Below are 18,522 nucleotides of genomic sequence, written 5' to 3' on the forward strand. Positions count from 1 at the left end.
GCGGCTATCCGAGCTTGAACGAGTCCCGGGAAACCTGGAAGTAGTGGCCGCTGCTGCTGTCGGTGCACTTCACGCCGGCTTCCTGGCTGACACAGCTGATAGTGCCGGCCGACGCGGTCTGGCCGTAGTTCAGGGTCGGTTCGCCGGGCACGCCCAGGGTGTCCCCGTGACAGTGGATCGCGGCCGGTTTGCCGACGTCGAGAACGAACCGGTTACCCCAGGCGATGTGCTGGGCGCATTCCGGCGGCGGAGGTGGAGTGTAGGTGTACTCGTTGATGTCGCACGCCGCGCCAGAGCTGTCCAGCGTGCAGACGATGTTGCCCGACGGGGTCCGGAAGTTCTGCGGGTTGGCGTGCGCGACGGCGGGCAGCGCGACGGCGGCCGCGGCCGCGATCGGCGCGAGCAGGAGAATTCGCATCGTCCGGTCTTAGCACGCGGATCCACCGAGTGCTGGCGCTTTGGCAACGTCGGGATTGCCGTCATGGTCGTGGATGAGCCGCCATGCGCAACCATTGCGGCAATCTCGCGGCCAGCCGAGCGGCCCCGTCGCAGGTGAAGGGCGCTGCGCCGACCCCGGTTGTTACCATCGCGCGGTGAGCCGATTTTCCAGGCGCGACGTGCTGAAATGCGCCGCCGCAGCACCGGTCCTCCTGGCCGCGCTGGCCACCGTCCCGCCCGCCTCAGCCGCCGGCATCGCCGGGATGAGCGTCTTCCTGGACCCCGGCCACAACGCGGTCGCTGACGCATCGATCAACCAGCAGGTGCCCAACGGCCGGGGCGGCACCAAGCCGTGCAACACCTCGGGCACCGCCGCCGGTGACGGCTACCCCGAGCACGCGTTCACCTGGGAGGTCACGAATATGGTCGCGGCCAACCTGCAGAACCTGGGCGTCAACACGCAGCTCTCCAGGGGGGACGACGGCTCCGTCGGACCCTGTATCGATGCCCGCGCCGCCCGCGCCAACGCGATGCACCCGGACGCGATCGTCAGCATCCACGCCGACGGCGGGCCCACCTCCGGGCACGGCTTCCACGTGAACTACTCCAGCCCGCCACTCAATGACGCGCAATCCAACGGCGCGATGCAACTCGCCAACGCGATGCGGTCCGCGCTGATCGCCGGGGGCTTCCAGCCGTCGAACTACATCGGCTCGGACGGCCTGTACGGTCGCGCCGACCTCGCGGGCCTAAACCTGGCCGAGTACCCGGCCGTGCTCGTCGAACTCGGCAACATGAAGAACGCCGAGGACGCCGCCCAGATCGAAAGTGCCGACGGCCGAGCGAAATACGCCGCCGCCGTAACGCAGGGGATCGTCGCTTATCTCCAAGCCAAGGCGGGCTAGCGTCCGCACCGTGATCGCGGTCATCGCAACACTGGTTGTGGCGGCCGCGATCGTCACATTGACTGCCGTCTACACCTACCGGCACGCCCCCGCTCCGCAAAGGCCACCGATGACGTCCCCCGCAAGCGCCCCGCCCCCGCAGAACCCGGATCTGGCAAGCGAATTCGCCCAACTCGCCACTCGCGTGCACGCCACGATGGGACTGGCCGTCACCGCGGTCGGAAGCACCGAGCCGGCCACCACGTACGGCGACTGGCACCAGGGCCCGGCCTGGTCGACGATCAAGGTGCCACTGGCGATCGCCGCCTACCGCCAGCAGCATCAGGTCACCGCCAAGATCAACATCACCATCACCGAATCGGACAACGCAGCGGCAGAAGCACTTTGGCAGCAGCTCGGCGACCCGGTCACCGCGGCGGGCAAAGTCCAGGACGTCCTCCGGGAAACCGGCGACCCCACCACCGTCGAATCGCGCAAGCTGAGACCGGAATTCACCGCCTTCGGCCAGACCATCTGGTCGCTCACCGATCAGGCCCGCTTCATCGCACAGGCGTTCTGCGACAAGCAGAACGAACCGATCTTCGCGTTGATGGGGCAGATTGCGCAGCAACAGAGTTGGGGCATCGGCGCGCTACCCGGCGCGCAATTCAAGGGCGGCTGGGGCCCGTCCCCGGCCGGGCGATACCTGGTGCGTCAGATGGGTGTGCTCAATTCGGGCAGACTCGCCGTCGCCATCGCGGCCGAGCCCGCCTCAGGATCGTTCGAGGACGGCACCCGCGCCCTCGACGAAGCCGCCGCCTGGCTCAGCGTCCATCTCTCGCAGCTGCCCGCCGGCCAGTGCCCGGGAAACCCTTAGACATCCCGGCAACGTGCCGCATAATCCCTACGGAGGAGGGCTTCAGCGGTGGATCAGCAGGTCGGCTCGACTTTCGGCAAATACACGATCACCGGCGTCGTCGGCAAGGGCGGCATGGGCGAGGTTTACGAGGCCTACGACAACCAGATCGGCCGCACCGTCGCGCTCAAGATCATGAACAGCCAGTTCGCCAACGACCGCCAATACCGCACCCGTTTCGAGCGTGAATCGCACGCTGCGGCCACCCTGCAGGAACCACACGTCATCCCGATTCACGGCTTCGGGGAGATCGACGGCAGGCTGTTCATCGACATGCGACTGGTCCGCGGCAAGGATCTGGACGGCTTGCTGGCAAGTGGGCCGCTGGAACCGGAGCGGGCGGTCGCCATCGTCGCCCAGATCGCCGCCGCGCTGGATGCCGCGCACGCCGAAGGACTCGTGCACCGGGACATCAAGCCGCAGAACATCCTGGTCACCCCCGCCGACTTCGCCTACCTGGCCGATTTCGGCATCGCCGAAACCATGGGGGAGCACACCCGTCTCACCGCGGCCAACATGCGCCTCGGCTCTTGGGCCTACATGGCACCGGAACGGTTTTCCGACAGCGACATCACGCCGTCCGCCGACATCTACTCGCTGGCGTGCGTGCTCTATGAAGCGCTGACCGGTCAGCCTCCGTTCCCGGGCGATTCCCAGGGCGCTTTGGTAGCCGCGCACCTGTCAGCACCGCCCCCGCGGCCCAGCCTGGCCAACCCGCGGGTTCCGGCTGCTCTGGATGAGGTCATCGCGCGCGGTATGGCCAAGGAGCCTGACGACCGGTACGGCAGCGCCGGGGCATTCGGGCGGGCGGCCGAACGGGCGCTGCGCAGCGGAGTACGCACCGCGGTCGACCCGGTCACCCCGGGCGACCCCACCCCGACCCGGCCCGCATCCTGGCCGCCCCCGCCGCCACCGCAACCGCCGACGATGCAGGCGGTCTATCCGCAACCGTTCCCGCAATCGTTCCCCCAGTCCGGCCCGCAGCCGGTGGTCGCCTCCGAAGCTCCAGCGAAGCCGGGACGTCGCTGGCTGGTTCCGCTCGTCACCGTGGCCACTGCGGTGCTGGTGCTCGGCGGCATCGGCGTGGCCGTCGGACTGCTGGCGAAGGAGGAGGACTCCCCGCCCGCGTCGACCGCCACCGTGCCGCCGACCATCCCGCCGTACTCGGGCGAGACGTCCACGGTGAGCCCGGAGCCCATCCCGTCGCGGCCGACCACCGCGGCACCGCCGCTGGTGACCGGCCCCGACCAGAGCGCCAACCACCAGAGCTGCGACCAGGGCTTCCAGATGAACGTGACCGGGTACGGCTCGCACGGCGGTCGCGGCTCGCCGCAGACGTCGTGCTACTTCGCCAACGCCGTCCTGCACGCGTACTGGAATACCTACAACAACGCCACCAACGGCGCGCGCACCGTGTCGTCGCCCGGAGCCGTGGACTGCTTCACGGTCGCGGGTGCGAATTGCGATCCGAAGATTCCGGCGAACTTTCTGATGCAGTGCGCCGGTGACGGAGCCAACCCATGGATCCGGTGCACCGGCGGCAAAGACGCCGTCGTCTATCTCTGGTAATCCAATCCCGTTACAGCAGTTGGGCGATGGCGGTAGTGGTGATGAGGATCAACGCCGCCACGCCGATGATGTGCACTTGACGGCGGGCAGTGATCCTGACCGGAAGCGGGCGCAAAGCAAGCGTTCGCTGACGTCGCAAGGCGATGGAGTAGGTGACCAACGCGGCCGCGCAGGCGATCCCGGCCGGAAGCAGTGCACCGGGCCGTTGTCCGGCGCCGTGTACGTCCTTGATCGCCAACAGCACGCCATTGGCCAGGAAGGCGATCGATGTCCTGGTCCACGCCAGGGTGGTTCGTTCGGCGGCGCTGCCGACCGGCTCGGGCGCGGTCACCCGTTGACCGATTTATAGATCACCAGCCCGAGCGCGATCATCCCCAGCACGATCAGGCCAACCGCCAGGAAACCTGGCGAGGGATGCCGGGGTAGCGGCTCGCCGCGGCGCATGGCGCGATCCGCATGCACCCAGCGGCGCAGGCCGATCCCGCTCGTGCCGATCGCCAGCGCGGCGAGGCCGATGCCGAGTAGACGTCGCGCCCCGGGTACGGCAAGCTCCGGTACCAGCTGCACCAACGCGACCGCGGCCGCCAGCAAACCCAGCGCGGTGCGCTGCCAGGCCAGGAAGGTTCGCTCGTTGGCGAGGGTGAATCGGTAGTCGGGCTCGGTCTCTTCGACGCTGTCTTCCACGGGTTTGCCTCTGGGCACGGTGCACATCGTAGATTCGGTCGGGTGCTCAAGGCGCTGTTATTCGATGTCCAGGGAACCGCGACCGACTTTCACTCCACGGTGTGCGACGACGCGCGCCGGATCAGCGCCGGCCGGGATGCCGGGGTGGACTGGCCGGAGGTCGTGCGGCGTTGGCGCGCCGGCTACTTCGCGGCGCTGAACCAGACGCCGCGCCAGGGGGCCTGGCTCTCGGTCCACTCCGTCTACCGGGACGTGCTCGACAACGTCCTGGCCGACGCCGGCTTCACCGCCCTGACACCCGACGAGCGCGACGACCTCGCGCTGGCCTGGCAGCGTCTGCGGCCCTGGCCGGACGTCGTGCCGGGGCTGACTCGGCTGCGCCGCGCGTACCTGCTGGCGACCCTGTCGAACGCCGACGTCAGCGCGGTGATCAACATTTCCAAGCGCGCCGGCCTGCCCTGGGACGCGATCTTCACCGCGGAGATGGCCGGGGCCTTCAAACCCGACCCGACCGCCTACCGGATGGCCGCCACCTACCTCGGTTTGCCGTCCGGCGACATCATGATGGTGGCCAGCCACAAATACGACCTGCGCGCGGCCGCGCGGCTCGGTTTTCGGACCGCCTTTGTCGCCCGGCCACTCGAGTTCGGCGCCGACGGTGTGGCGGACGTCGCCTACGAGGACGAGTTCGACGTCAACGCTTGTGATTTCGTTGACCTGGCCGACCAGCTCGTAGGGTGAGGCATATGCACTCTCTCTCCAAGGAACAGATGTGGAGGCAGCGCACCGAGTGGCCACTGGCCATCGTGGCCGTCGCCTTCCTGATCATGTACTCGGTGCAGATCCTGGCCCGCCCGCATGGTTCGGAGGCGCGCATCCTGTGGCTGCTGTGCTGGATTGCCTGGGCACTGTTCGTCGGGGACTACTTCGCCCGCCTGGTGCTGGCGGACAACCGGCGGGAATGGTTTCTGCTGCACATCCTCGACCTGGTGATCGTCGTGCTGCCGTTTCTGCGACCGCTGCGGATGGTGCGCCTGATCGTGCTGCTGGGGGTGTTGCAGAAGGCCGTCGGCCATGCCGTGCGCGGCCAGATCCTGATCTACACGGTGTCCGGGGTGCTGCTGCTGGTCTATACCGGCGCGCTGGCCGTGCTCGACGCCGAACGCCAGCAGGTCGGCACCACCATCAACAGCTTCGGCAAGGCCGTGTGGTGGGCGATTACCACGGTGACCACGGTGGGCTACGGCAATCTGTATCCGCTGACCGTCACCGGCCGTGTCGTCGCGGTCCTGCTGATGATGGGCGGCATCACGCTGATCGGTGTGGTGACCGGATCGCTGGCCTCCTGGATCGTGCAGCGGGTCTCCGAAACCGATGCCGCGACGCAGACGGCGACGGCCGCGCAGATCGAGGAGCTGCGCGGTGAGATCCGGGAGCTGGCCGAGCAGCTACGGGCGACGTCGGGCGGGCACCTGGCCGGCCATTCACCGGCGTCCGCGGCGCAGCTCGGCGTGAGCCCGGCCGGAACGTGACGGCGCCGAGTTCACGTCGGTCAGCGACGTGCCCCGGGTCTCCGGCAGCCGATAGGTACACCAGAGGCTGACGACCACCAGCACCGCCAGCATGAGCCCGATGGCCCAGCTGCCGTAGCGCGCTCTCAGCGGTTCGGCGATCAGCGGCGGAACGGCGCCGCCGAGGATGCCGGAGACGTTGATCGCCAGCCCGGCGCCGGTGTATCGGTGCGAGGTCGTGAACAGCTCAGGCACAAACGACGTCATCGGGGCGTAGGCGAACGCGGCGATCGCATAGGTGCCCACGATCGCCACCACGAACAGCATCGGGGTGCCGACATCGATCAACGGCAGCACGGCGAACGACCACGGCAACGCGACCGCCCAGCCGGACAGGATGACGGGACGGCGCCCGACCCGGTCGGACATCCGGGCCGACACTGGGACCACCACCATCCACGCCAGCCCGCCGAGTAATCCGGCGACCAGGATCGCGGTGCGGGAGAGCCCTAACTGGCTGTGGGCATAACCGGTCAGATAGGTGCCCGCCATGAAGACAAAGGCGAACAGCGCGACGAAGCTGCCTGACGCCAGCAACACCGCGCGCCACTGCCGGCGCAGGACGTCGGCGAGCGGCACCCGCGGTGGCGCGGTCTGCTTCGCGAATACCGGGGTCTCCTCGATGCTGACCCGCACGTACAACGCGAACGCCACCAGTAACCCACTGAGCAGGAACGGGATTCGCCATCCCCAGTTCTGGAACGCCGGACTCGTCTCCCCGACGGTGGCGTTGACGAGCAGGAAAGTCACGCCGGTCAGCACCATCGCGATCCCGGCACCGACGGCCGTGAACACGCCGTAGCGGCCGCGCTGGTCCGTCGGCGCGAATTCGGCGGCCAGCAACGCCGACCCGGCCCACTCGCCACCGACCGCGATGCCCTGCAACAGGCGCAGCGTCAGCACGATCAACGGCGCCGCCACACCGATCGTGGCGGCACCCGGGGTAAGACCCACCGCCACCGTGGATAAACCCATGATCAGCAACGTGGCGACCAGGGTCGCCTTGCGTCCGATGCGGTCACCAAAGTGGCCGAACACCGCGCCGCCCACGGGACGGGACACGAACGCGGCGGCGAAGGTGCCCATCGAGGCGACCGTGGCCAGACCGGGGCTGAGGTCCGGGAAGAAGACCTTGGGGAACGTCAACGCCGCGGCGGTGCCGTAGATGTAGAAATCGTAGAACTCGACGGTGGTACCCACCATGCACGCGAACGCGATACGTCTGACGTTCACGAACCCGGCACCCTCCTCCGCAGCGGGAGTCTAGGCGCACAACGCCGGCCGGGAAGCGCTTTCGCGCGTGCTAGGTTGAGCCGAGATGTTCCGCCGCCGCCTCTCCGAAGCCCAGCACGTCATGCAGCCCGCCGTGCGGTTACGCGAACAGGCCGAATCCCTCGCCGATTACGTCGGCCGCGGCGACAGCGTCCTCGACGTCGGTTGCGGGACCGGACTTCTCTCGTCCTACCTGCGGGAGATGTACGGGGCGGTCCCAACCGGCATCGACGTCAAGGACGCCCGGCAGGCCGACATCCCCTTCACCGAGTTCGACGGAACATCGATCCCGTTCTCCGACAACTCCTTTGACCACGTGATCCTCAGCGAGGTGCTGCACCACAGCCACGACCCGGTCCGGCTGATCGCCGAGTGTGACCGCGTGGCACGCCGGCGTGTCATCGTGTTCGAAGACATGCCTGAGGGGTTGGTCGGCAAGCTCGCATTGCAGGCGCACGTGCAGGCCTTCGCGCGCTACCACCGGTACCCGTCCCGTCCGGCACGCCTCGACGAATACCGGCAGGCGCTGGCCTGGCTTGCCACCAAAGCGACTGGTGTGCAACGAATTCCGCAACCACCGCAGTGGCTGACCTGCTATCCGCGGGTGCTGTACATCTATGACCTGGCGGCAGGACCCGCTACCAGCTGACCGGCAGCACCTTGATGCCGTGGATGAACTGCGACAGCAGTCGGCGCGGCTCGGCCGTGGCCACGATCTCCGGCATCTCGCGGCGCAACTCGTCGAACACCACCCGGATCTCGCGGCGGGCCAGGTTGGCGCCCAGGCAGAAGTGAGCGCCGCCACCGCCGAACCCGACATGCGGGTTGGGGTTGCGTGCCACGTCGAACCGCCACGGGTCGGCGAACTTCGACTCGTCCCGGTTGGCCGAGCAGTACCACAGCGTAACCTTGTCGCCCTCAGCCAGTTTCGTGCCGGACAGCTCGAAATCGCGGGTCAGCGTGCGGCGCATGTACACCACCGGTGAGGCCCACCGCACGATCTCTTCGGTCGCGGTGTGGGCCAGGCCCTCGTAGTCGGCCCACCACTTGTCCCGCTCCTCGGGATAGCGGGACAGCGCGAGCACCCCGTGGCTGATTGCATTGCGGGTGGTCTCGTTGCCGGCCACCACCAGCAGGATGAAGAACATCGCGATCTCCGACGACGAGAGGCGCTCGCCGTTGACCTCGGCTTCCACCAGCGCGGTGGTCAGGTCGTCGTGATGCTCCACCCGCGCGCTGCGCCGGTCGTCGGCCATCGCGGTGGCGTACGCGCCGATGTCCATCGAAACCTGAAGAAACTCACCGAAATCGGTGGCCAGGTCGGGATCGCCGAAGCCGAGGATGACATTGGTCCAGTGGAAGATCTTCTGGTGGTCTTCCTCGGGGATGCCCATCATGTCGCAGATGATCTGCAGCGGCAGCGGTCCGGCGATCTCGCTGACCAGGTCGGCCTGCCGGTCGGGGTGATTGGCCATCATCGACGTCACCAACTGGTGCGCGCGGTCGCGCACCGACGCTTCGATGCGTGCCACCACCTTCGGGGTGAAGGCCCGGCTGACGATGGAGCGCAGCCGTTGGTGACGCGGATCGTCCATCACGATCATCGAACCGAAGTACTCGGCCAGTTCCGGCGTCTGGTCGTTGATGGTGATGTTCGGGCTGGAGCTGAAGACCTCCGGATGGCGGCTGGCGAAGAAAACGTCGTCCAGCCTGGTCAGCGCCCAGTGCCCGTTGCCGCCGGTGAACCCCTCCATCTCGATCGCGGGCCAGAACGAAATGGGCGCCTCGCGGCGCAGAGTGGCGAAGGCGCCGTCGCGGTAGTCGTCGTCGAGGGCCCAGAAGTCCAGCGAACCCAGCGCGATGTCGGCCAGCGGAATCTCCGGCGGCGGCGTCCCGTTCACCCGAGGCTTGAGGCCCGAGTGTGCGTCAGTCTTGAGGTCCATTAATCCTCCTTTGCCTCCTCAACGTTGAGGGGGCGCCACCGCCGAGCCTAGACGCGTCAGTGCGAGCACATGGCGTGACCGGGAGTCCCGGTGGAATGCGCGTCATTGACCACGTTGCCGTCCACCACGATCTTGCACGCGATGGTGCCCTGCCCCTGCGCGCTCAACACGAAGACCTGACCGCCGAAACCCTGGAAATCCGTGGAACAGGGCAGTGGCACGTTGACGGCACGCTGCTGTCCGGATTGCGTCTGGTACGAGATGTATTCGGCCATGCCGGTGCCGCTGACCTCATAGTGGACCTGGGGGAAGGCACCCGGTGGCTTGAAAGGATCCGCGTGCGCCACACCGTAGGTGGCCCCGAAGGCGGTGCCGGTGGCAATCAGGATCGAAGCTGCGCGACGGATGGTCATGGTTGTCATCGTGTCATCACCCGCGGCGCCACACCAGAGGTTTGCCCGCTTTGACCGGAGCCATCACCAGGTCGGCGGGCACCGCGCGCAGGGTCGACTCCTGGATCCCCACGGCGGCGCCCCACAGCAGAGCGCCCGCGATCACCAGCGCAACACTGCGACCGAACGCCGTCAGGGCCACCAGGATGGACAGACCGGCAGTGCGACAAGGGTTTTGGCGCCGAACCGGTCGTAGCACCAACCGGAGGCGAGCGCCGCGGCCTCGCCGATGCCGGCGACCACCCCGACCACCAGCCCTGTCGTGCCGACGAACCGCCACGGGCTCAACGCCGGGACTGCTCGCACGGTCCGATGCTAGATGTCCCCTCGCTGCCCGCTTAGGGTGAAGCGATAAACGAAAGAGGTGGCCGATTGATGACGCAGAGTGGCGTTAAGCGAGTGGTGGTGTGGGGCACCGGCTTCGTGGGGCGGATGGTGATCCCCGAGATCGTCAAGCATCCGTTGTTCGAGCTGGTCGGTGTGGGCGTCAGCAACCCGGACAAGGTCGGCCGCGACGTGGGCGACATCTGCGGCATGGCCGAACCGGTCGGCGTCACCGCCACCGACGACGTCGACGCGCTGATCGCGCTCAAACCCGACGCTCTGGTGCACTACGGCCCGACGGCGATGCACGCCAAGGACAACATCTCGTTGATCACCCGGTTCCTGCGGGCCGGTATCGACGTGTGCTCCACGGCGATGACGCCGTGGATCTGGCCGACCATGCCGCAGAACCCGCCGAACTGGATCACCCCGATCACCCAGGCCTGCGAGCTGGGGGAGTCGTCCTGTTTCACCACCGGCATCGACCCCGGCTTCGCCAACGACCTGTTCCCGATGACCTTGATGGGCCTGTGCTCCGAAGTGAAGCGGGTGCGCGCCTCGGAGTTGCTGGACTACACCAACTATGAAGGCGACTATGAGCGGGAGATGGGCATCGGCCGCGAACCCGAGTTCAGCCCGATGCTGGAAAACCGCGACGTGCTGATCTTCGCGTGGGGCGCCACCGTTCCGATGATCGCGCACGCCGCCGGAATCATGCTCGACGAGATGACCACCACCTGGGACAAGTGGGTGACTCCTACTGACCGCCCGTCGGCCAAGGGCGTGATCAAGGCGGGCAACGTCGCCGCCGTCCGGTTCACCATCAACGGCCTCTACCAGGGGGAGACGAGGATCCAGCTCGAGCACGTCAACCGGATCGGGCTCGACGCTGCCCCGGACTGGCCGACCGGCCACGACAACGACGTGTACCGGGTGGACATCGAAGGCACCCCCAGTATCTTCCAGGAAACCGCGTTCCGCTTCACCGACGGCTCGGGCCGCGACGCTGCGGCCGCTGGATGCCTGGCCACCGGCCTGCGGGCGCTCAACGCCGTTCCCGCGGTCAACGAGCTGTCGCCGGGCTGGGTGACCGCGCTGGATCTGCCCCTCATCCCGGGCGCAGGTACGATCCGCTGACCGGCGCTCATACAGCTCGCGCATAGCTGATACTGAGAGTACCTATAGGTTTTACCGAGAAAATGAGCTGGGCGACACGGGGGTGAGGCCAGATGGCAGATGGAGCTAGGCCCGCACTGGGTCTGTCGATCGGTGCCACCAACCTGGCTGCCGTCACGCCCGACCATGCCATCACCCGAAAACCCGTGCTGACCCTGTACCGGCAACGTCCGCCCGAGGTCGGGATCCCCTCGGAGAATCCCCGGCTGGACGAACCCGGCCTGGTGATCACCGACTTCGTCGACCGGGTGGGCGACCGGGTCGGCATCGTGGCGGCAGACGGTTCCGTGCACCGCAGCGAAGCCCTGGTTGCCGACGGGTTGCGGGCCCTGGCCTATGCGGCCACCGGCGGGCGCGCACTGCCCGACAATGTCGCGGTGACCTACCCGGCGCACTGGGCGCCGGCCGCGGTCGACGCGCTGGGCGGTGCGGTGAGCCGGGTGGCGGAATGGTCCCACCAGGCCACGCCGGTCACCCTGATTCCCGACGCCGCAGCCGCGGTGTTCGCGGTGCGGGCCAATCCCGGCATACCGGCGCGGGGAACGGTCGCGGTGTGCGATTTCGGTGGCAGCGGAACCAGCATCACCCTGGTCGACGCGAGCGGCGACTATCAACCGCTGGGTCCCACGGTCCGCCATCACGACTTCTCCAGTGATCTGGTGGATCAGGCGCTGTTGAGCTACGTCATGTCCGAGATGCCCGCGACGGGCTCGTTCGATCCGACGGCCACCGCGGCGATCGGATCGCTGACCCGGTTACGAGCCGCCTGCCGCGCCGCCAAGGAGCGGCTCTCGGCGACGACGGCGACCACGCTGGCCGAAGCGGTGCCGGGACTGCGCGGGGAAATTAGACTCACCCGCAACGAACTCGAGGAGACGATCCGCGACTCGCTGGCCGGAGTAATGGCGGTCCTCGAAGAAACGTTGCGGCGCAACGCAACAGGATTGGTCGCCATCGTCACCTTCGGCGGCGGGGCGAACATCCCGGCGGTGACGACGTCGCTGTCCGGGCGGTTCGGGGTGCCGGTGATCACCACGCCGCGCCCCCACCTGACCGCCGCCATCGGTGCCGCCCTGCGCGCCGCCCGGGGCCCGGGTGACACCAGCGCCACCATGTTGACGCCCGCCGCGCCGCCCGCGGTGCCGGCGCCGGAGCCGCCCGCCGAGGAATACGAGGACGTGCCCGCCGCGGCACCGGTATCGGCAATGCAGCCCGCGCTGGCCTGGTCGGAAACTCAGGACGAGTCCCGGGTGATGCTGGCAGTCGGGTCGGGATCTGGATCGGGCTACACGGCCGCCCGGCCGCAGATGAAGTTCGAACACGACGAGCGCCCGGAGCCCGAGCAGAAACCCTCGCCGATTCCGTGGTACCGCCTGCCGGCGGTGATCATCGTCAGCACGGTGGTGGCGGTCCTGCTGGTCGGAACCGCAGTGGCTATCGGGCTGACGTCGCACGACAGCAAAGGGACCAAGTCGCCCGGGGTGAACACCACCCCTCGCAGCTCCGCGCCCCCGGCGCCGCCCACCTCCGCAAGCCCCAGTCCGGAGCCGCCGCCGGCGTCGACGCCCGAGCCCGCGCCCACGACCCAAGCGCCCGCCCCGCCTCCGCAGACACAGCAGGCGCCACCGGCCACCCAAACGCCGGCGCCCACGAGCGAGGCGCCGGCGCCGACGACGGCGCCACCGCCGGCGACCACCCAGCCGCCGGTCACTACCCAGCCGCCAGCTACCACCCAGCCGCCGGTGACCACCCAACCGCCGGTGCCGCAGATACCTCAGCTGCCAGGCCCTGGCAATCCGAATCCACCTGCGCCACCGGCGATTCCGCAGATCCCCCAGATTCCGGGGCTGCCGCAGATCCCCGGGATCAGCTGGCGCTAAGCCTCCGCCTTTTCCGAGGCCTTCTCCCGGTCCTCGCGGTCCTGCTTGGTCGCCTCAATGATCTCCTTGTTGAACTCTTTGTCCTTCTCCAGGTTGTCTTTGACGCGTTGTTCGGCTTCTTCGTTGAGCTGCTCGATCGACTTGTTCTCGTCCTCCGCCGTTTCGTCGGCTTCAGAGGCGCGCTCACTCTCGGCGGTGCTCTTGGCCCGGCTGCCGCCTTCGTTGTCGCCGTCGTCGTCGGCCCGGTCTGTGCCCGCATCGTTTCCGTCCGCCGAGTCGTCTCCCTTGGTGGCGTCGGATCCCTCTGACTTGGCCTTCGCCGCCGGCGAGTCCTCGTCGTCGGCGTACTTGGGGTTGCCGTCATCGTCGAGCCACTCGTTGACCGCGGTCCCGGTGATGGTCTTGCCCGACCCAGGCATCACCAGCGTCGGCTTGTCCTCGTAAGCCGTCATCATTTCGGCGGCCTTTTCCTTGGCCTCGTCGTCCGGCTCCGGCTTTTCGGTGGTGTCCTGGACGCCGCCGCTGTTCTCGTTGTCGTTCTCGTCGGCCTCGGCCGTACTCACGGCACCCTCGTCGGTCTTGCTGGCGTCCTGACCAGCCGATTCGTCCTCGTGCGCGCTCATACGTGTGGCCCCCTTATGGAGTTGCTCTGCGACCCGACCCAAAGTGAGGGTTACCACATCGACGTCGGGCCGAAACTCCCGTTACTGCGAATCCCGCTTGGCCAGCACCAGGGACGCGAGCGGAATCCGCATGGGCTCGGGTGCCTTGGCCAGCCGCTCGGCCACACCGGCTTCGAGCCGCTCGACGAAGTCCGTCCCCCGCGGATCGTTGAATCCGCCGGCCAACCCTGCCCGCAGCGTCGGAAACAGGGCGGCCCGGGCGAACGCCGCCCACTGCGCGCCGAAAGCCTCTGCGTCCGAATCCTTTTGGAACCTCGCCCAGAACCGGTCGTCGGCATTGAACATCTCGAGGTGCTCGATCGTCAGGCCCTCGAACCAGCCACGCGGTGCGAACGGGGCGCGGAAGTCCTTCTCGGTGCGGGCGACGACGGGAATCACCATGCGCCGCATCTCTTCCCGGCGCAGCAGACCCTGTTCGGCAAGCTCCTCCAGCGTCGCCATCAAAGCCTCGTTCATCGGTCGATAACCGAATTCGCCGTCTTCGTCGAGGGCCATGGTGAGCACCACCAACCGGCCGCCGGGGCACAGCTCCCGGCCCCGGAACGCGACGAAGTCATTCCAGTCCAGCGCAGACTGGTGCTGGTATGCGCGCCGCGCTTCGGCGCTGCTGCTGTAGGCGATCTGCACATGGTCGGCGACTTCCGGCGCACCTTCGGGGACGCGGCTCAGCCATTGGATCGCCCAGGACGACCACCCGAGGTTGACGGTGCCGGTGGGCAGGATCTGCTGATAGAAGGACCGGCCGATGGCCGAGGTGAAGCTGGCCGTGTCGTTGTTGAGGTAACTGTCCGGGTCGTCGGACAGCGTGTTGAACAGGGCGGTGAAGTCGTTCTCCGGCACGTCGGTGTGCACCACCAGGATGGCGTGGTCGTGGCGGGTGCGTGCGCGCAACACGTCGACCGCGGTGGCCATCGGCCGCAGCGAGTTGTGGCCGGTGGCCGCACCGTAATCGGCGATGACGACCGGTTGCGGAGGTTTGGGCAGCGGAACCTGCTGCGCCGCCTGTTCGAACAGCGCGACGGCCGGCAGCAGTCCCGCCGCCTGCAGACGCGACGACTGGGTGTAGGTCGCGGAGTCCATCGGTTCCGGCCGCACCACGACGCTTGATTCGGGCAGGCGGACCTTGGGCTGCCGGTCAGTGCGACGAGGGGTAGCTGACACCGGTGAGCCTTTCCGAAATCTCCCAAAGTCGTTTGCAGTCATCGTCATTGGCGGCGCGCACGGGCACCTTGGCCTCGGTGACACCGCCGCCGGCGGCCTCGTAGAACCCGCGCGGCCCGTAGAACGCGCCGCCCTCGGCGCCGGGCGTGACCGCCGCGTACAGCACCGGCAGGATGCCCTCGTCGATCTCCTGCCACAGGAATGGTGCGTACTTCCAGGACGTCGTGTACAGGCGCTGCATCAGCGCGGGTTTGTCCCGACCGTGCGACGGCCCGCTGATCTGCAGGTTCGTCTTGGTGAGCCCCGGATGGGCGGCGTTGGACATGATGCCCCAGCCACCGCGCCGGCTGCGCCGGTCCAACTCGCGGGCGAACATCAGCATCGCCAGCTTCGACTGGCCGTAGGCCGACATCGAGGCGTAGGACTTCTCGAACTGCAGGTCGTCGAAGTGGATGCGGCCACGGCGGGCGGCGATGCTGCTCAGCGAGACCACCCGCGGGGCCGGCGTCGCGCGCAGCAGCGGCAGCACGTGGCCGGTGAGCGCGAAGTGGCCGAGATGGTTACTGCCGAACTGCAATTCGAAGCCGTCGGCGGTGGTGTCGCGCTCGGGTGGGGTCATGACGCCGGCGTTGTTGATCAGGATGTCGATCGGGCGGCCGTCAGTGTTGAGCTGTGCACCCAGGGCGGCGACAGAGGCCAGCGACGACAGGTCCAGCGACTTGATCGTCAGGCTGGCATCGGGCACGGTTTTGCGGATCTCTTCGATGGCGGCCTCACCCTTGGCCTGGTTGCGGATGGCCATCACGACGTCGGCGCCGGCCGCCGCGAGACGCTTGGCCAGACCGAATCCCAGGCCGCTGTTGGATCCGGTGACAACTGCCAGCTTGCCGGACAGATCGGGCACCGTGGCGACGAGATCGCTGGCCATGGGAGAACTCCTTTTCCGGTTGCGTCGTCTGCGGTCGCAAACAGTGTCCCCCGTCGCCGCCGGTCGTGACACACTGCCTGGATGAATAGCAGACGGGTCGCCAAGGTCTCGTTGATCCTGGCGGTTGTGACGCTGGTGGTGGCGGTCGCCGGCTTCATCACCACGCTGGTACTCAATGTGTTCTTCCTGGATGACTTCGACGCCTACGGTGAGGTCCCCGTCCCGGGCACCGGCAGCGTGCACCTGCCCAAAGGGGAGGCCACCGTCAGCCTGCACACGCTGGTGATCGGCGGGACCGACGGCGGCGGGTTGCCGGTGCCGCCGCTACGCATCTCGATCACTCCGCCGGACGGAGTGGCGCAGCCCGAGGTCACCGAAAGCATCGGCAGCACAACGACGGTGAACAACGACGCCCACATCCGGGTATGGAACGTGCGGGTGCCGGCCGAGGGCACCTACAACGTCATCACCGACGGCCAGGTCAACGGTTACATCAATCCGCGACTGGCTTTCGGCCATCAGAGCTCGTACGGCTACCTCGTCTGGGTGTTCGTGGCCCTGTTCGTCGTCGGACTGGTCGACCTGACGCTCTCGATCATCTGGCTGGGGCGGGCCCGGCGGCGCCCGGTGCCGTCCTCCGGATCACCCGTCGCTTTCGCGGCGCCGGCGGTGGCCTACGAGCCCACCGGCGAGGGCGTGCGTGTCGAGCGGCTGAAAACTCTTTCCGCGCTGCGCGATTCGGGGGCGTTGACGGAAGACGAGTTCCAGCAGGAGAAGCGCCGGATCCTCGACGGGCTGTAGGGGCCTACGTCTTCGTGCGGGTGGTGCCGTGGCGCGAGCGTGCCCGGATGTACAGCGGCACGCCAGCAGCGGCGGCATTGAGTGCACGCCCGGCGATGACGCTGAACCGGCCTAGTGGCCGCGCTTCTCCCACTCCTCGTAGTGCACGATCTCGTCGCCGATCGTCGTGCTGTCCCCGTGTCCGGTGTGCACGACGGTGTCGCCGGGCAGCTTGCCCAGGCGCTCGGAGATCGACTGCAGGATCGTCGGGAAATCCGAGTACGAACGGCCGGTCGCGCCGGGCCCGCCGGAGAACAGCGTGTCGCCGCTGAACACCACGCCGAGGTCGTGGATGTACCAGCACACCGATCCGGGGGAGTGCCCCGGCGTGTGGATGGCGCGTATCTCGGTGCCGCCCACCTTTAGCGCCTCACTTTCGGAGATCGGCCGAAAGTCGCTGTCCGGATGCGTCATTCGCCACAGCACCTCGTCCGCAGGGTGCAGCAGCACCGGCGCGTCGAGCTCCTTGCCGAGTTCGGGCGCCACCGTCACGTGGTCGTTGTGCCCGTGTGTGCACACCACCGCCACCACATGGCGCCCGTCCACGGCCTCGATGATCGGCGCCGCGTCGTGGGCGGCGTCGAACACCACCACGTTGGAATTGTCGCCGACCAACCAGATGTTGTTGTCGACTTCCCAACTGCCGCCGTCGAGTTCGAAGGTGCCGCGAGTGACCAGCCGGTCGATGACCACCATCAGAGAATCACCACCGAACGTAATACCTCGCCGTCATGCATCTTGTGAAACGCCTCCTCGATGCCGTCTAGCCCGATTCGCTCGGAGACAAACTTCTCCAGCGGCAGCCGGCCCTGCAGGTAGAGGTCGACCAGGGTGGGGAAGTCGCGCTCGGGCAGGCAGTCGCCGTACCACGACGACTTGAGCGAGCCGCCGCGGGAGAAGAAGTCCACCAACGGCATGTCCAGGCGCATGTCCGGGGTCGGCACCCCCACCAGCACCACGGTCCCGGCGAGGTCGCGGGCGTAGAAGGCCTGCTTCCAGGTCTCGGGCCGCCCGACGGCGTCCACCACGACGTCGACCCCGAAGCCACCGGTGAGGTCCTGGATGGTCTCCACGACATCGAACTCTCGGGCGTTGACTGTGTGGGTGGCGCCGAACTTGCGCGCCCACTCCAATTTCTTGTTGTCGGTGTCGACGGCGATGATCTTCTTCGCTCCGACCAGCGCGGCGCCGGCGATCGCGGCGTCACCGACCCCGCCGCAGCCGATCACCGCAACCGTGTCGTCACGTGTGACGCCACCGGTGTTGATCGCCGCGCCGAGGCCGGCCATCACCCCGCACCCGAGCAGGCCCACGACGGCCGGATCGGCTTCCGGATTGACTTTGGTGCACTGCCCGGCCGCCACCAGTGTCTTGTCGGCGAACGCTCCGATGCCAAGGGCGGGAGTGAGTTCGGTGCCGTCGGTCAGCGTCATCTTCTGCTCGGCGTTGAAGGTGTCGAAGCACAGGTGCGGCCGACCCCTTCGGCAGGCCCGGCACTGACCGCACACCGCACGCCAGTTCAGGATCACGAAGTCACCGGGTTGGACGTGGGTGACGCCGGGACCGACCGCTTCGACCGTGCCTGCGGCCTCGTGCCCGAGCAGGAAGGGGTACTCGTCGTTGATGCCGCCCTCGCGGTAGGTCAGGTCGGTGTGGCACACGCCGCAGGCGGTGATGTCGACGACGGCCTCGCCCGGTCCGGGGTCGGGAATGACGATGTCGACCAACTCGACGGGTTGCCCTTTGCTCCGCGAGATGACGCCGCGCACTGTCTGACTCATGGCGTCCAACCTACGGTGTA

General features: G+C 67.8%; 22 protein-coding genes. 9 read left to right on the forward strand and 13 right to left on the reverse strand.

Annotation, left to right across the window (positions count from 1 at the left end):
* Positions 1-4: 4 nt before the first annotated feature.
* Entirely contained in the window at positions 5-418 is a 414-nt protein-coding gene (locus tag QXH22_RS18135) for a DUF6636 domain-containing protein (RefSeq protein ID WP_306276544.1), read from the reverse strand.
* Between the two features lie 175 nt (positions 419-593).
* On the opposite strand from QXH22_RS18135, the gene QXH22_RS18140 reads away from it, so the two are divergent.
* Genes QXH22_RS18140 through QXH22_RS18150 form a run of 3 tightly spaced genes read left to right on the forward strand, consistent with a single transcriptional unit; the run spans position 594 to position 3,807 of the window.
* The gene (locus QXH22_RS18140; RefSeq protein ID WP_306276545.1) at positions 594-1,343 is read left to right on the forward strand and encodes an Rv3717 family N-acetylmuramoyl-L-alanine amidase; all 750 of its coding nucleotides are present in this window, start codon (positions 594-596) and stop codon (positions 1,341-1,343) included.
* 10 nt (positions 1,344-1,353) lie between these two features.
* The gene (locus tag QXH22_RS18145) at positions 1,354-2,199 is read left to right on the forward strand and encodes a hypothetical protein (protein WP_306276546.1); all 846 of its coding nucleotides are present in this window, start codon (positions 1,354-1,356) and stop codon (positions 2,197-2,199) included.
* A gap of 48 nt (positions 2,200-2,247) precedes the next feature.
* Positions 2,248-3,807 (forward strand): serine/threonine-protein kinase, encoded by a 1,560-nt coding sequence (locus QXH22_RS18150; protein ID WP_306239884.1) that lies wholly within the window; start codon positions 2,248-2,250, stop codon positions 3,805-3,807.
* Positions 3,808-3,817: 10 nt separating this feature from the next.
* Here QXH22_RS18150 and QXH22_RS18155 read toward each other — a convergent pair whose 3' ends face one another.
* On the reverse strand, positions 3,818-4,150 hold the full coding sequence (locus tag QXH22_RS18155) for a DUF202 domain-containing protein (protein WP_371934279.1): 333 nt from the start codon (positions 4,148-4,150) through the stop codon (positions 3,818-3,820).
* Positions 4,135-4,491, reverse strand: coding sequence for a YidH family protein (locus tag QXH22_RS18160; protein WP_306276547.1), 357 nt, complete (start codon positions 4,489-4,491; stop codon positions 4,135-4,137). Before QXH22_RS18160 ends, QXH22_RS18155 begins: the two co-directional genes overlap by 16 nt.
* 42 nt (positions 4,492-4,533) lie before the next feature.
* Here QXH22_RS18160 and QXH22_RS18165 point away from each other — a divergent pair, with 42 nt between their 5' ends.
* Both QXH22_RS18165 and QXH22_RS18170 read left to right on the forward strand, forming a co-directional pair.
* On the forward strand, positions 4,534-5,232 hold the full coding sequence (locus QXH22_RS18165) for a haloacid dehalogenase type II (protein ID WP_306276548.1): 699 nt from the start codon (positions 4,534-4,536) through the stop codon (positions 5,230-5,232).
* Between the two features lie 5 nt (positions 5,233-5,237).
* Complete coding sequence (locus QXH22_RS18170) at positions 5,238-6,023, forward strand: potassium channel family protein (RefSeq protein WP_306239889.1); 786 nt, start codon at positions 5,238-5,240, stop codon at positions 6,021-6,023.
* Here QXH22_RS18170 and QXH22_RS18175 read toward each other — a convergent pair.
* Entirely contained in the window at positions 5,976-7,265 is a 1,290-nt protein-coding gene (locus QXH22_RS18175) for an MFS transporter (protein ID WP_306276916.1), read from the reverse strand. The two genes, QXH22_RS18170 and QXH22_RS18175, sit on opposite strands and share 48 nt — an antisense overlap.
* A 115-nt stretch (positions 7,266-7,380) precedes the next feature.
* Here QXH22_RS18175 and QXH22_RS18180 point away from each other — a divergent pair, with 115 nt between their 5' ends.
* Entirely contained in the window at positions 7,381-7,983 is a 603-nt protein-coding gene (locus QXH22_RS18180; protein ID WP_306276549.1) for a class I SAM-dependent methyltransferase, read from the forward strand.
* On the opposite strand, the gene QXH22_RS18185 is transcribed toward QXH22_RS18180, so the two are convergent.
* From QXH22_RS18185 to QXH22_RS30520, 4 genes are read right to left on the reverse strand one after another with little or no spacing between them, the layout of a single operon-like run.
* A complete protein-coding gene (locus QXH22_RS18185; protein ID WP_306239891.1) occupies positions 7,973-9,277 on the reverse strand; it encodes a cytochrome P450 in 1,305 nt (434 codons plus the stop codon). The two genes, QXH22_RS18180 and QXH22_RS18185, sit on opposite strands and share 11 nt — an antisense overlap.
* Before the next feature lie 56 nt (positions 9,278-9,333).
* Positions 9,334-9,690 carry an MmpS family transport accessory protein gene (locus tag QXH22_RS18190; protein ID WP_306276550.1) on the reverse strand — a complete coding sequence of 119 codons (357 nt, stop codon included), beginning with the start codon at positions 9,688-9,690 and terminating at the stop codon, positions 9,334-9,336.
* Positions 9,691-9,706: 16 nt separating this feature from the next.
* Positions 9,707-9,871 (reverse strand): hypothetical protein, encoded by a 165-nt coding sequence (locus QXH22_RS30515; protein WP_371934253.1) that lies wholly within the window; start codon positions 9,869-9,871, stop codon positions 9,707-9,709.
* A complete protein-coding gene (locus QXH22_RS30520; protein WP_371934254.1) occupies positions 9,862-10,035 on the reverse strand; it encodes a hypothetical protein in 174 nt (57 codons plus the stop codon). The genes QXH22_RS30515 and QXH22_RS30520 overlap by 10 nt, the downstream gene beginning before the upstream one ends.
* A 69-nt stretch (positions 10,036-10,104) precedes the next feature.
* On the opposite strand from QXH22_RS30520, the gene QXH22_RS18200 reads away from it, so the two are divergent.
* Positions 10,105-11,190 carry a dihydrodipicolinate reductase gene (locus QXH22_RS18200; protein WP_306276551.1) on the forward strand — a complete coding sequence of 362 codons (1,086 nt, stop codon included), beginning with the start codon at positions 10,105-10,107 and terminating at the stop codon, positions 11,188-11,190.
* Between the two features lie 92 nt (positions 11,191-11,282).
* Positions 11,283-13,109 carry an Hsp70 family protein gene (locus QXH22_RS18205; RefSeq protein WP_306276552.1) on the forward strand — a complete coding sequence of 609 codons (1,827 nt, stop codon included), beginning with the start codon at positions 11,283-11,285 and terminating at the stop codon, positions 13,107-13,109.
* Here the strand turns inward: QXH22_RS18205 and QXH22_RS30525 are convergent.
* The 3 genes from QXH22_RS30525 to QXH22_RS18220 form a co-directional block, all read right to left on the reverse strand.
* Complete coding sequence (locus QXH22_RS30525; RefSeq protein WP_371934255.1) at positions 13,106-13,732, reverse strand: hypothetical protein; 627 nt, start codon at positions 13,730-13,732, stop codon at positions 13,106-13,108. The two genes, QXH22_RS18205 and QXH22_RS30525, sit on opposite strands and share 4 nt — an antisense overlap.
* An 81-nt stretch (positions 13,733-13,813) precedes the next feature.
* A complete protein-coding gene (locus QXH22_RS18215; RefSeq protein WP_306276917.1) occupies positions 13,814-14,872 on the reverse strand; it encodes an SAM-dependent methyltransferase in 1,059 nt (352 codons plus the stop codon).
* A gap of 55 nt (positions 14,873-14,927) precedes the next feature.
* A complete protein-coding gene (locus QXH22_RS18220) occupies positions 14,928-15,881 on the reverse strand; it encodes an SDR family oxidoreductase (protein ID WP_306276553.1) in 954 nt (317 codons plus the stop codon).
* A gap of 81 nt (positions 15,882-15,962) precedes the next feature.
* On the opposite strand from QXH22_RS18220, the gene QXH22_RS18225 reads away from it, so the two are divergent.
* Positions 15,963-16,682, forward strand: coding sequence for an SHOCT domain-containing protein (locus tag QXH22_RS18225; RefSeq protein ID WP_306239898.1), 720 nt, complete (start codon positions 15,963-15,965; stop codon positions 16,680-16,682).
* 111 nt (positions 16,683-16,793) lie between these two features.
* On the opposite strand, the gene QXH22_RS18230 is transcribed toward QXH22_RS18225, so the two are convergent.
* Complete coding sequence (locus QXH22_RS18230; protein WP_306276554.1) at positions 16,794-17,417, reverse strand: MBL fold metallo-hydrolase; 624 nt, start codon at positions 17,415-17,417, stop codon at positions 16,794-16,796.
* Complete coding sequence (locus QXH22_RS18235) at positions 17,417-18,502, reverse strand: S-(hydroxymethyl)mycothiol dehydrogenase (protein WP_306276555.1); 1,086 nt, start codon at positions 18,500-18,502, stop codon at positions 17,417-17,419. Before QXH22_RS18235 ends, QXH22_RS18230 begins: the two co-directional genes overlap by 1 nt.
* Positions 18,503-18,522: the final 20 nt, after the last annotated feature.

This window comes from Mycobacterium sp. TY814 (assembly GCF_030755175.1).
GTDB lineage: Bacteria > Actinomycetota > Actinomycetes > Mycobacteriales > Mycobacteriaceae > Mycobacterium.